This window comes from Caulobacter sp. LARHSG274, from assembly GCF_052871235.1.
The window spans coordinates 101,795-114,613 of the sequence record NZ_JBIXJO010000007.1; the positions used below are offsets into that span (position 1 = coordinate 101,795).

Genomic DNA, 12,819 nt, shown 5'->3' on the forward strand with positions numbered 1-12,819 from the left:
CGAAGTTTCTCGGTCGCGGAACGAGAACAGCGCCCGTGCCGGGGGAGAGGCACGGACGCTGCGCTTTCGCGATATGGACGCTGGGGCCGGCCGGGGGGAAGGAGCCGGGTTGTCCGCGTCGAATTAGAGATTGGGATCCGAACCGGGCTTTGCAACGGCGCGACCAAGGTCATTTCAAGGTCGAATCGTTTCAGGTGTTCAACCTTGTTGCGGTTGGGCGGGCGCGACAGGGGTTTGCGGCCGGTTTCGGGCCCTGCCGCCCTTCACACCAGCAGCGTCGCGACGCCCCAGGCCAGCAGCGTCACGCCGGCCGCGCGGGCGACCCACGGGCCGCCGGGCAGCAGCTTCTCGGCCAGGACCAGCAGGGTCAGGGCGGCGATCCAGGCCAGGTTCATCACCCCGCCGACGAACAGCAGCGCCATCAGCAGCCAGCAGCAGCCCAGGCAGTACACGCCATGCACGACGCCCAACCGGACGGCGCCAAACCGGCCCGGCCGCCAATGGCGCGACAGGAAGGCGGCGGGCGAGCGGCAATGGCTGAGGCAGACGGTCTGCAGCGGCGACAACTGGTAGAGCCCGGCGGCCGCCAGCACTCCCGCCGACAGCCAGCGGCTGCGCGAGCCCATGGTCGCCATCGAGATCAGGCCTGGGCGCTCCAAGCCCCAGTAGAGGACCTCCGCCGCCAGCGAGAAGGCGAACCACACCAGCAGGTAGCCCGCCGCGAACATCCAGGCCGGAGCCACCTCCGTCCCCTGGTCGTTGGCGACGGCCCGGCGGTGCACCTGCCCGTACAGCAAGATGGCCGGGACGGCGCTGGGGAGCATCATCGCCACCATCATCGTTCCCCACATGGCGGCGGTCAGGATCCAGAGGCCGGGGCTCCAGGCCGGCGGATCCATGGTCATGCCGGGAGCCATGGCCATGGCGCTTGAGGCCTCGGCCGCCTTGTGCGGGAACAGCGACAGGGCGGTCATGTCCCAGGCGCTCATGCCCAGCCCCGCGCCGGTCAGCACATAGAGCCAGGCCAGGGCGCAAAGCAGGACCAGTCCGCCGGCGGTGATCAGCCGGTCGCGCCGCAGCAGGCGCTCCAGCAGCGCCGCGCGGCCCGCGTCCGCCACCTCAGGCCGCGGCCCGCGAACGGATCAGGCCGTCATTGTTCATGTGCAGCTGAGCGAACTGGGCATACTTGTCATCGATCTGCACCAGGACCGGACCGCCGGTCCGGCTGGTGGCGCTGCCAATCTCGGCCAGCTCATATTCGAAGCCGGCGGGCAGCACGATCTGGGCCCGGGACTCCGCGCCGGTCACGGCGTTGACGATCGGCCGACCGGTCATCTCGATGTAGTCGGGCACGAAGACCCGGCCCTTGCGGGCGTCGACGTCGACCTCGATGTCGATCCGGGTGAACACCGGTTCGTGCATCTTCGTCACCGTCGAGGCGAACACCGCGAACATGGTGGCGAACGGCGCGGTGTCCTGGCCGGTCATGATCCGCAGCAGGCCCTCGCGCTGGGCGGGGGCGGCCTCCTCATTGACGAAGGCGATCGCCTCGCCATGGCCCTCGTGGATCGGTCCCGGCCATTTGAAGATCGCCGCGATCCTCGTCCCGTCGAGGCGGGTGTCGCCGAAATGGCCGGCCTCGACCAGGATCCCGGCCACGGCGTGGCAGTGACCCTTGTCGGGCAGGGCGTTGAATTGGCAGTTGCAGCCGTACTCGCAGGTGCAGTTGACGAGCTCCCGGCCCTTGAGTTCCCAAGGCGTCATCGCGGATCTCCTCCAAGAAGAACGACGTTACGCCACATCGGACCCATGGACCAGCTTCGGCCGCGCTTGCAGCCGATGACGACGCGCCGAGAAGCAGGCCCTAGCCGGGCCCGCCCTCGCTAAAGTAAGGTCGTCTTGTCGGACAAATTCGATTCCAAACGACCACGGCGGGAGAGACATGTGAAGCTGGCTGTTCGATTGATGTTATGCGCGGCGCTCTCGGCATCGGCGCTGTCGTCGTTGCCCGCCAGGGCGCAACCCAGCCCGCCGACGCACAGCTTCGTGGTCAGCGGCGCGGGGTTCCTGAAGGACGGCAAGCCTTACCAGGTCATTTCGGCCGAGATGCACTATGTCCGCATTCCGCGCGCCTATTGGCGCGACCGCCTGCGCAAGGCCAAGGCGATGGGTCTGAACACCATCACCACCTATGCGTTCTGGAACGCGCATGAGCCGCGTCCCGGGGTCTACGACTTCACCGGCCAGAACGATCTGGCCGCGTTCATCCGCGCCGCCCAGGCCGAAGGGCTCGACGTGATCCTGCGGCCGGGCCCCTATGTGTGCGCTGAATGGGAGCTCGGCGGCTATCCGTCGTGGCTGCTGAAGGACCGCAGCCTCGTCCTGCGCTCGACTGATCCCAAGTACACCGCCGCGGTCGAGCGGTGGATGTTGCGGCTGGGCCAGGAGGTCAAGCCGCTGCTGCTGCGCAATGGCGGCCCCATCATCGCGGTGCAGTTGGAGAACGAGTACGGCGCGTTCGGCGACGACAAGGCCTATCTGGAAGGGCTGGAGGCGACCTACCGCCGGGCCGGGCTGGCCAATGGCGTGCTGTTCACGTCCAACCAGGCGTCCGACCTCGCCAAGGGGTCCCTGCCCCATCTGCCTTCCGTGGTGAACTTCGGCTCGGGCGGAGCCGAGAATGCTGTCGCCAAGCTTGAGGCGTTCCGGCCCGACGGCGTGCGGATGGTCGGCGAATATTGGGCGGGGTGGTTCGACAAATGGGGCGAGGACCATCACGAGACCGACGGCCGCAAGGAGGCCGAAGAGCTGGGCTTCATGTTGAAGCGCGGCTATTCGGTGTCGCTGTACATGTTCCACGGCGGCACCACGTTCGGCTGGATGAACGGCGCGGATTCGCACACCGGGACCGACTACCATCCGGACACCACCAGCTACGACTATGACGCGCCGCTCGATGAGGCCGGCAACCCCCGCTACAAGTACGGCCTGCTGGCCTCGGTCATCGCCGAGGTCACGGGCAAGCCGGCCGCGCCGACGCCCGCGCCGAGCGTCGCCGCCACCTTCCCGGTCTCTCCGGTCCGGCGCAGCGCCTCGCTATGGCGCAACCTTCCCGACCCGGTCCGCGCCAAGCGGCCGCTGACCTTCGAGGAACTGGACCAGAACTACGGCTACGTCCTCTACCGGGTCCGCCTCGCCAAAGGGCAGGCCGGCGCCCTGGTCCTGAAGGGCATGCACAGCTACGCCCAGGTCTATGTCGACCAGAAGCTGGTCGGAACGCTGGATCGTCGTCTCGGCCAGGAAACGGTGGAGCTGCCCCAGCGGGCCGGACCCGCCACGCTCGACATCCTGGTCGAGAACACCGGACGCATCAACTATTCGCATGCCATCCGCACCGAGCAGACGGGACTGACCGGCGCCGTCACCCTGGACGGCGCGCTCCTGGACGACTGGAGCATGTTCCGCTTGCCGATGGACGATCTGTCCAAGCTGCGCATGACCGCCCAACCCTGCGTCGGCCCCTGCTTCTACGAAGCCGAGATGACGGTGGATCAGCCGGCGGACACCTATCTGGACATGCGCGGCCTTCACAAAGGCCAGCTTTGGCTCGGCGCGCACAATCTGGGCCGGTTCTGGTCGATCGGACCCGTGCATACGCTGTACGCGCCGGCGCCGTGGATGCAGCGCGGCGCTAACCGGATTGTCTTCTTCGATCTGACGGGCGACGCCACCGACCGCCTGGCCACCGTAAAGGCCCCGGTCTTCGGGAAGGTCACCACAAAACGCGAGGCGCAGTAGCCGTCAGGTCTTTAACGCTTCTCACCCAACGCCTTCAGCATACCCAGCCGCGCCAGCTCGTCGGCCCGTTCGTTGTGGACGTGGCCGGCGTGGCCCTTGACCCAGCGCCAGTCGACCTCATGGCGGGCCCGGGCGGCGTCTAGGCGCTGCCAGAGGTCGACGTTCTTGACCGGACTCTTGTCGGCGGTCTTCCAGCCCTTGGCCTTCCAGCCATGGATCCACTGGGTGACGCCCTTCATCACGTATTGGCTGTCGGTATGCAGCTCGGCCTTGGTCGGCTTGTTCAGCGCTTCCAGGGCCTGGATGGCGGCCATCAGCTCCATGCGGTTGTTGGTGGTCGCCAACTCGCCGCCCATGATCTCCTTCTTCTTGTCGCCATACATCAGCAGGGCGCCCCAGCCGCCGGGGCCCGGATTCCCGCGGCAGGCGCCGTCGGTATAGATCACCAGCTTGGGGGTCATGCGCCGGCCCCGAACAGGCTGAGGCCCTCGCGATGGACGGCCAGCTTGCGCTCGTATTCCAGCGGGTCCTTGGGCTTGACCAGGGCCCCTGCCGGGGTCGCGCCCCAGTCGGCCAGGCGGGTCAGGAAGAAGCGCATGGCCGCGCCGCGGGCCAGGAGCGGAATGGCCGCGCGCTCGGCCGGGCTCAGCGGCCGGCGGCGCTCGTAGCCGGCGACCAGGGCCCGGGCGGCGGTGATGTTGAAGCTGCCGTCGGCCTCGAAGCACCAGGCGTTCAGGGTCACGGCGACGTCATAAGCCAAAGCGTCGTCGCAGGCGAAGTAGAAGTCGATCGCCGCGGCGAACTTGCCGTCGGGCCGGAAGAACACGTTGTCGGGGAAGTAGTCGGCGTGGATGGTTCCGGACGGCAGGCCGCGCGGCCAGGCCAGGGCCAGCTCGGCCAGATCCTTGTCGATGGTTCCCGCCAGGCCGGGCTTGAGGGCCTCGGCCGCCTGGCGGTGCTTGGAAAACAGCGGAGCCCAGTGCGGCTGGCCCAGGTCGTTGGCGCGACGGCCGGGATAGCCCTCGCCGGCCAGGTGCAGCCAGGCCAGTCCCTCGCCCGCCTCGCGGCAATGGGCGACGGTGGGCCGGCGGGCCGACAGGCCGGGCAGGAACTCGACCAGGGCGGCCGGCTTGCCGCGGATGGTCTTCAGGCTGGCGCCCGCCCGATCGGCGATCGGCTTGGCGCTGGGATAGCCGCGATCGGCCAGCCAGCGCATCAGGTCGAGGAAATAGGGCAGGTCCTCGGGCCGGGCGCGGCGCTCATAGACGGTCAGGATGAATCGCCCGGCCTCGGTCTCCAGCAGGAAGTTGGAGTTCTCCACCCCCTCGGCGATGCCTTTGAACGCCAGGGCCTGGCCCAGGTCGTAATCGCCCAGGAAGGCGGCGAGTTCTTCGTCGGTGATGTCGGTATAGACGGCCATGGCGCGGGGATGGGCGAGGCGGCGCCGGCGGTCAAGTGCGCTCCTGCGGCAAACGCCGATTAAGCCGGTTCAAGCGGGACGGCGCCTTGATGCGTCGCCGGATCAGTCCTGGCGAAGATGTTCGGCCTGAACCTCGGCTTCCGAGGTCCAGAAACAGGCCGCCATCGACGTCAGGATCATGGCGATCAGGGCCAACATGCCGCGCGGCGGGGTCAGGCCCATGACATCTTGCGGGGTCATCTGTCGTTTCCTCAGCCGGCTCCGGGTCTGACGCCCGGACTGCCGTTGAAGAAAGCGTCGCATCGCCGGACGAGTTCCGCAAGTCCCTTGTTTTTATGGGGGAATTTGTAGACCGCAGCGTCCAAGTTTCCCGCCGCGCCGAGGCCGCAACCCTACAGTCTCGCCGCGCCAGAACACTACCAGACATCGTGGTCTGGCGAAGCCGCGCCGGATCGACCACATTGGCTGCAATGACCCTCCGCCCGCCGCACCGCCGCCTGTCCCGCCCGGTCCGCTGGGCGCTGGACGGGCTGGGCGGAAGCCTGGTCGCGATCGGCGCGGTGGGGATCGTCACGCCCGGCCTGCCGACCACGGTGTTCTGGATCGGGGCGGTGCTGTGCTTCCTGAAGACCCGGCCCCACGCGGTGCGGCCGCTGCTGCGCACCCCGGTGGTCGGGCCGGCGATCCGCTGGTACCTGCGCTGGCGGCCGTTCGGCGGCTCGCGGAAAAGGCGGCGAAGCCCTATCTAGCGTCCACCATGACCGACGCGATCGAAAACCAGGATGACGTCGACCGCCGCCGGGCCTTGAGCAACGCCAAGGTGTTGGGCTTCATCGCGCGGTTCTGGTGGCGTCGCAAAGGCCTGTTCATCGCCGGCGCGATCCTGACCCTGGCGGCGATCGGCTTCGACCTGGCCCTGCCCTGGGCCTCGGGCCGGCTGATCGACACGGTCTCGCAAGGCGCCGGCGCCGGCGGCTCGCATGCGCCGTCCGCGGCCTGGACCGCCTGGGCATGGTTCGTCGGGGTCTATCTGGGCTTTTCGCTGGTGCGCAACCTGGCCATGCGGTTCTGGATCCCGCTGGCGGCCCGCAACATGGAGGAGATGACCAACGAGGGCTACGCCCGCGTCCAGGCCTTCTCGTCCGACTGGCACGCCGACAGCTTCGCCGGGGCGACGGTGCGCAAGCTGACCCGGGCGATGTGGGGCTATGACAGCGTGACCGACGCCGTGACCATCTGGCTGGCCCCCAGCCTGATCGTGCTGGTTGGGCTGTCGGTGATGCTGCTGCTGCGCCAGCCATTGGCTGGGATCGTCGCCTTGGTGGTGGTCGTCGCCTATATCGTCGTCAACTTGGTCGTCACCACCGCCTATGTGCGGCCCGCCAACCTGAGGTCCAACGCCCTGGATTCGAAGATCGGCGCCAGCCTGGCCGACGCCGTCACCTCCAACCCGACCGTCAAGAGCTTCGGGGCCGAGGCCCGCGAAAGCGCCCAGGTCGCCCGGGTCACCGCCGCCTGGCGCGAAGCGGTGATGGTCACCTGGCACAAGTTCACCAATGTCTGGTTGGGCCAGAACCTGCTGCTGGTCGTGCTGCAGGCCGGGCTGACGGCGGCGATGATCCACGCCTGGGCCCGGGGCCGAGCCACCCCCGGCGACGTGGCCTTCGCCATCACCGCCTTCCTGCTGATGAGCGGCTATCTGCGCAACATGGGCGAGAACATCCGCATGCTGCAGAAGGGCCTGGACGACACCGAGGACCTGGCCGCCTGGGAGACCCTGGCGCCTCAGATCGCCGACGCGCCCGGCGCCCCGGACTTCGTCAGGGGTCCCGGCGCGATCGCCTTCGAGGACGTCACCTTCCGCTACAAGTCGGCCGGCGCGCCGCTGTACGACCATTTCTCACTGCGGATCGCGCCCGGCGAACGGGTGGCCCTGGTCGGACCGACCGGCTCGGGCAAGTCGACCTTCGTCAGGCTGGTCCAGCGGCTGCACGACCTGCAGGGCGGCCGCATCGTCATCGACGGCCAGGACGTGGCCCAGGTGACGCAAGGCAGCCTGCGTCGCGCCATCGCCGTGGTGCCGCAGGACCCAGCCCTGTTCCACCGCACCCTGCGCGAGAACATCGCCTACGGCCGGCCCGACGCCACTGATGAGGAGATCGTCGAGGCGGCGAAGAAGGCTCGCGCCCACGACTTCATCCTGCGCCTGCCGAAGGGCTACGACACCCTGGTCGGCGAGCGCGGGATCAAGCTGTCGGGCGGCGAGCGCCAGCGGGTGGCCATCGCCCGCGCCTTCCTGACCGACGCGCCGATCCTGGTGATGGACGAGGCCACCTCCTCGCTCGACGTCGAGACCGAGGGCCAGGTGCAGGAGGCGGCCGAGGCCCTGATGGCCGGCCGCACCACCATCGTCATCGCCCACCGCCTGTCGACCGTGCGCGGCGCCGACCGCATCCTGGTGTTCCAGAACGGCCGCGTGGTTGAGGAAGGTCGGCATGGCGAGTTGAAGGCGGCGGGCGGGGTCTATGCGCGGCTGAATGCGGTCAGCGAGGGGGTGGCCTAACGCCCTCTCGGTGTCATCCCGGACGAGCCCGGCGAAGCCTGGCGCAGATCCGGGATGACAAGCTTCCTGTGCTACGGCTTGGCCGGCGGCGGACAAGGTATCGTGTCCTCCACGAAGCTCATCCGATCGCCCGGAGAAACCAGATCCTGGACCCTCGGCACGGCTGTGCTCAGCTTGCCGTCACGGATAGCCGCGCGCGCGTCGAATCCGCCGCATGGTTGGAAACTTCCGAGCTTGCCCCAAGATCCATCGGCGTTGTCGCCCCAAACCTCGATCATCCGCCCGCTGGACAGAAGTACTTCGGGACGGCCGTCGCCGGTGACGTCCAGCAGTCGTCCATCACAAACGGCGCCGTTGGCCAGACACCCTTCGAAATTCGGGAAATCCTTCACGGGCCCTGGAAACCCGCTTGGCCGCTGAGCGCCGTTGGGATGGAAGGTGATCTGCGGGGGCGGCGCAGGATGATCCGGGTCGACGTCATAGAAGCGCCCAGTCTGGGCCGCCGTCCTTTTCGCGCGCTTGGCGATCTCGGCGTTCGAGTTGGTTTTCAGCCGGTCAAGTGCATTACGGCCGATGCGGCCGGCGTCGAAGCGCAGGAATTGATAGTCGAACGCCTCCGCCTTGACTTCGCCCCTCTCCAGCCGCGCCACCTGATCCCCCACCGACAGCCGCCTCGGATCCGCCACCGGCGTAAACAGCGCCAGCAGCACGGCGATGACCACGAAGGCCATGGCGATGTTGGTGGCCTCCAGCGCCTTCATCCAGGGCCCCGGCCGCACGGCGGCGACCGCATAGCCCACCGCGTAGCCGGCCGCGACCAGCACGCAGGCGGCGGCGATGACCCGGTCGGGACTGAGGCCGTACTGGCCGATCCGCAGGGACAGGCCATAGGCCGCCAGCACGGTGATCGGGAGCAACAACACCCCGGCCAGCCGCGCGGCCCACCGCAGCACCGCGGCGGTGGTCTCGGTCCCGTCCTGGTAGGCGGCGTTGGCCAGCAGGATCAGGAAGGCGTCGGCGACCAGCAGGATGGCGGTGGCGCTCTTGGTTTTCCACAGCGGCTCCAGGCCGGTGAACGGCAAGGTCAGCAGGAAGGCCGCGGCGATCAGGGCCATCAGCGGCAGCAGCCAGGCCAGCAGGGTCAGGGCCACCGTCCGCACGCCGCGCACCAGATTGGCTCGCACGTCGGTCAACTGGACGGCGGCGGCGAACATCACGGTGGTGGCGGGGAAGCTGAACCACTCGTGCTTGATCAGCTTGTCGATGGCGTCGACGCCGATCAGCTTGAACAGGGCCGCGGCCAGGAACAGCAGCAGCCAGAAAGCCCCGGTGAAGCCCAGCGACAGCGCGCCCTGCACCCCGTGCTTCCAGGTGAGGTCGAAATAGGCCTCGTAGCGGGCGATGCGCCGCCGCTCCAGGTCAGCCGGCTCGACCAAGTGATGGCCGATAAAGACCAGGGCGGCGACGGCGAAGAAGGTCTGCGGCCCCAGGGCGTCGACGCCCCTGGCGGCCGGGTCGCCGCTCCACACGCCATAGGCGCCGAGGCCGGCGGCGACCGGGGCGACCACGCCCTTCCAGACCGCCAGGGTGCGCCAGCGCAGGGCCGAGACGCCGGCCAGCACCACGAACGGCGTGAACAGCACGACCAGCAGCAGAGCCCCGTAGAGCTCGCGCTGGGTGGCCGGCCAGACTTTGGACTGGTCGGCCTGGTAGAGGCCGTACAGCAGCAGCCCCTGAATAAGGCCGGTGGCTAGGCGGAGGATCGTCGCGCGACGCACAGCGCGGGGATCACTGACGTCGAGCGGCGCGCCGAAAGAAGCGTCTGTCATGGCCGGACCCTCACAACCTTGGCGATCCATGGATGACAGGAGCATGCAGCGCGACCGGCGCCTAGGGTCGAGCTTGCGGCGCGGCCGAACCTTGCTCTACGAGAAGGCGGCCACCCAGGAGCCGCAGCTTGTCCACGACTACTCTGTCCCGGACCTCGTATTATCACGACGTCGACGCCGTGCGGTTTCGCGACGAGATTCTGCCGGCTGGCAAGCCCGCCATCCTCAAGGGTCTGGTCGCCGATTGGCCCGCTGTCGCCGCCGGCCGCCGGTCGGACGAGGCGTTGGTCGCCTATCTGGGCCCGATGGACAGCGGCGCGCCCGTCAATGTGTTGAGCGCCAGCGCCAATATCGACGGGCGGTTTTTCTACAGTCCGGACCTGCGCGGCCTCAACTTCGATCGTGACGACATGCCGTTGTCCCGCGCGCTGGCCGCTCTGCTGGAACTGAGGCCCGTCGCTCGGCCGCCGGCCATCGCGGTCCAGTCGACGCCGACGCCGGACCTCCTGCCCGGGTTCGCCGAGGCCAATCGGCTGGCCCTGGTCGGTCCCGAGGTCGCGCCGCGCATCTGGATCGGCAACGCCATCACCACCGCCACCCATTTCGATATGAGCTACAACATCGCCTGCGCGGTGGCCGGCCGACGGCGCTTCACCCTGTTTCCGCCAGACCAGCTGAAGAACCTTTATCTTGGACCGTTCGACTTCACCCCGGCCGGGCCGCCGGTCAGCCTCGTCGACGTGGCCCGACCCGACCTGGATCGCTACCCCGCCTATGCGACCGCCCTGGCGGCGGCCGAGGTCGCCGAACTGGAGCCCGGCGACGCGATCTACATTCCCTATTGCTGGTTCCATAATGTCGAGTCCCTCGATCCCTTCACGGTGCTGATCAATTACTGGTGGAGCGAGACCCCGGCCCTGCTGGGCCCGCCCTTGACCGCCCTGGTCCATGCCATGGCCAGCGTGCGCAGCCTGCCGCTGGCCGAGCGCGAGGTCTGGCGTGAGATGTTCGACCACTTCGTCTTCGAGGCGCATGGCGATCCGGCGGCCCATCTTCCACCGGATCGGCGAGGTCCGCTGGGCGAGATGACGCCCCAGCACGTGGCGCGTCTGCGCGCCGTCCTGAGCCAAGCGTTCAACTCGCCGTAGCCAGTCCGGTAAAAACGGGTAGGTTCCGCGCCGTTCAGGAGTCCCGCATGGCCTATCGCTCGCTTCGCGAATTCATCGACGTCCTCGAGGCGAAGGGGGAGCTGGTGCGGGTGACCGAGCCGGTCTCGACCGTGCTGGAGATGACTGAGATCCAAACGCGCCTGCTGGCCACCGGCGGGCCGGCGGTGCTGTTCGAGAACGTGATCCTGCCGGACGGCTCGCGCTCGCCGATGCCGGCCCTGGCCAACCTGTTCGGCACGGTCAAGCGGGTGGCCATGGGCGTCACCCTGGGCGGCGAGCCGCGCACCACGGCCGGCGAGCTGCGCGAGGTCGGCGAGCTGCTGGCCTTCCTGCGCCAGCCCCAGCCGCCCAAGGGCCTGAAGGACGCCCTGGACATGCTGCCCCTGGCCAAGACCGTGATGGCCATGCGCCCCGGGACGGTGAAGAAGGCCGCGGTGCAGGAGGTGGTGCTGACGGGCGACGACATCGACCTCAGCAAGCTGCCGGTCCAGACCTGCTGGCCGGGCGAGCCAGCCCCGCTGATCACCTGGCCGCTGGTGGTCACCAAGGGTCCGGGCAAGGACCGCGAGGACGACTTCAACCTCGGCATCTACCGAATGCAGGTGATCGGCAAGGACCGCTGCATCATGCGCTGGCTGGCCCACCGCGGCGGCGCGCAACACTACGCTCGCCATAAGAAGGCCGGCAACCGTGAGCCCCTGCCCGCCTGCGCCGTGCTCGGCGCCGATCCCGGCACCATCCTGGCCGCCGTGACCCCGGTTCCGGACACCCTGTCCGAATACCAGTTCGCCGGTCTGCTGCGCGGGGCCAAGGTCGACCTGGTCCCGGCCAAGACCGTGCCGCTGATGGTGCCGGCCCACGCCGAGATCGTCATCGAGGGCCACGTGCTGCTCGACGAATATGCCGACGAGGGCCCCTACGGCGACCACACCGGCTACTACAACAGCGTCGAGACGTTCCCGGTCTTCCAGGTGACGGCGATCACCATGAGGAAGGATCCGATCTACCTGACCACCTTCACCGGCCGGCCGCCGGACGAACCGTCCGTGCTCGGAGAAGCGCTGAACGAGGTGTTCATCCCGCTGATCCGCCAGCAGTTCCCCGAGATCGTCGACTTCTGGCTGCCGCCCGAGGGCTGCTCCTACCGCATCGCCGTGGTGTCGATGAAGAAGGCCTATCCGGGCCACGCCAAGCGGGTGATGCTCGGCGTCTGGAGCTATCTGCGCCAGTTCATGTACACCAAGTGGGTGATCGTCGTGGACCACGACATCGACGCCCGCGACTGGAAGGACGTGATGTGGGCGATCAGCACCAAGATGGACCCGGCCCGGGATATCACGGTGATCGAGAACACCCCCATCGACTATCTCGACTTCGCCAGCCCCGAGAGCGGCCTGGGCAGCAAGATCGGCCTGGACGCCACCGACAAGCTGCCGCCGGAGACCCATCGCGAATGGGGCCAGGAAATCCGCATGGACCAGACGGTGATCGACGCCGTCAGCGAGAAGTGGGCGCGGCTGGGGCTGCCGGGCGAAGGCCGGCCGATCTGGAAGTAGGGGGTCGGCCGTGAGGTCGAGCGTGACGAAGGAACTTTGCGGCGCCATATGTCGCCCATGACTTCCCCGATCTTCCCCGCCGCCGCCGACAAGACCGCCCTGGAGCGCGGCGCGGCCATCGCCCCGCGTTTCGACGCCAACGGCCTGGTCGCCGCCATCGCCCAACATGCCGACACCGGCGAGATCCTGATGTTCGCCTGGATGAACGACGAGGCCCTGAAGCTGACCCTGGACACCGGCGTCGCCCACTATTTCAGCCGCTCGCGCGACGCCCTGTGGAAGAAGGGCGAGACCAGCGGCCAGCTGCAGGTCGTCACCGAGCTGCGGATCGACTGCGACCAGGACGCCGTGCTGATCAAGGTCCGCCCGCAAGGCGACGGCGGCGCCTGCCACGTGGGTTTCCGCTCGTGCTTCTACCGGGTGTGGGAGAACGGGGCGCTGGTCGAGCGCGAGGAATAGGGCTCTGGTCATTTGGCCAGACTGC

12 protein-coding genes are annotated in these 12,819 nt (G+C 68.4%); 6 read left to right on the forward strand and 6 right to left on the reverse strand.

The annotated features are described in order from the left end of the window. Positions 1–263: 263 nt before the first annotated feature. Both ACIPQB_RS14140 and ACIPQB_RS14145 read right to left on the reverse strand, forming a co-directional pair. Positions 264–1,118: a DUF2182 domain-containing protein gene (locus ACIPQB_RS14140; protein ID WP_446485876.1), complete on the reverse strand. Its 855-nt coding sequence runs from the start codon at positions 1,116–1,118 to the stop codon at positions 264–266. Between the two features lies 1 nt (position 1,119). After that, on the reverse strand, positions 1,120–1,764 hold the full coding sequence (locus ACIPQB_RS14145) for a DUF1326 domain-containing protein (protein ID WP_446485877.1): 645 nt from the start codon (positions 1,762–1,764) through the stop codon (positions 1,120–1,122). A 240-nt stretch (positions 1,765–2,004) separates the two neighbouring features. On the opposite strand from ACIPQB_RS14145, the gene ACIPQB_RS14150 reads away from it, so the two are divergent. Next, a complete protein-coding gene (locus ACIPQB_RS14150; RefSeq protein WP_446485878.1) occupies positions 2,005–3,798 on the forward strand; it encodes a glycoside hydrolase family 35 protein in 1,794 nt (597 codons plus the stop codon). A gap of 11 nt (positions 3,799–3,809) precedes the next feature. On the opposite strand, the gene rnhA is transcribed toward ACIPQB_RS14150, so the two are convergent. From rnhA to ACIPQB_RS14165, 3 genes are all read right to left on the reverse strand, one after another. Then, on the reverse strand, positions 3,810–4,259 hold the full coding sequence (gene rnhA, locus ACIPQB_RS14155; protein ID WP_446485879.1) for a ribonuclease HI: 450 nt from the start codon (positions 4,257–4,259) through the stop codon (positions 3,810–3,812). After that, entirely contained in the window at positions 4,256–5,218 is a 963-nt protein-coding gene (thrB, locus tag ACIPQB_RS14160) for a homoserine kinase (protein ID WP_446485880.1), read from the reverse strand. Before thrB ends, rnhA begins: the two co-directional genes overlap by 4 nt. Positions 5,219–5,320: 102 nt before the next feature. Beyond that, positions 5,321–5,458 carry a hypothetical protein gene (locus ACIPQB_RS14165; protein ID WP_446485881.1) on the reverse strand — a complete coding sequence of 46 codons (138 nt, stop codon included), beginning with the start codon at positions 5,456–5,458 and terminating at the stop codon, positions 5,321–5,323. Between the two features lie 230 nt (positions 5,459–5,688). On the opposite strand from ACIPQB_RS14165, the gene ACIPQB_RS14170 reads away from it, so the two are divergent. Both ACIPQB_RS14170 and ACIPQB_RS14175 read left to right on the forward strand, forming a co-directional pair. Next, the gene (locus ACIPQB_RS14170) at positions 5,689–5,967 is read left to right on the forward strand and encodes a DUF454 family protein (RefSeq protein WP_446485882.1); all 279 of its coding nucleotides are present in this window, start codon (positions 5,689–5,691) and stop codon (positions 5,965–5,967) included. A gap of 8 nt (positions 5,968–5,975) precedes the next feature. Then, positions 5,976–7,781 (forward strand): ABC transporter ATP-binding protein, encoded by a 1,806-nt coding sequence (locus ACIPQB_RS14175; protein ID WP_446485883.1) that lies wholly within the window; start codon positions 5,976–5,978, stop codon positions 7,779–7,781. Positions 7,782–7,852: 71 nt separating this feature from the next. Here ACIPQB_RS14175 and ACIPQB_RS14180 read toward each other — a convergent pair whose 3' ends face one another. Continuing rightward, a complete protein-coding gene (locus tag ACIPQB_RS14180; RefSeq protein ID WP_446485884.1) occupies positions 7,853–9,610 on the reverse strand; it encodes a DUF4153 domain-containing protein in 1,758 nt (585 codons plus the stop codon). 128 nt (positions 9,611–9,738) lie between these two features. Here ACIPQB_RS14180 and ACIPQB_RS14185 point away from each other — a divergent pair, with 128 nt between their 5' ends. From ACIPQB_RS14185 to hisI, 3 genes are read left to right on the forward strand one after another with little or no spacing between them, the layout of a single operon-like run. Continuing rightward, positions 9,739–10,758, forward strand: coding sequence for a cupin-like domain-containing protein (locus tag ACIPQB_RS14185; RefSeq protein ID WP_446485885.1), 1,020 nt, complete (start codon positions 9,739–9,741; stop codon positions 10,756–10,758). A gap of 47 nt (positions 10,759–10,805) precedes the next feature. After that, positions 10,806–12,335, forward strand: a complete 1,530-nt coding sequence (locus ACIPQB_RS14190) for a UbiD family decarboxylase (protein ID WP_446485886.1) — start codon at positions 10,806–10,808, stop codon at positions 12,333–12,335. 57 nt (positions 12,336–12,392) lie between these two features. After that, the gene (hisI, locus tag ACIPQB_RS14195) at positions 12,393–12,794 is read left to right on the forward strand and encodes a phosphoribosyl-AMP cyclohydrolase (RefSeq protein ID WP_446485887.1); all 402 of its coding nucleotides are present in this window, start codon (positions 12,393–12,395) and stop codon (positions 12,792–12,794) included. The last annotated feature ends 25 nt before the right edge of the window (positions 12,795–12,819 follow it).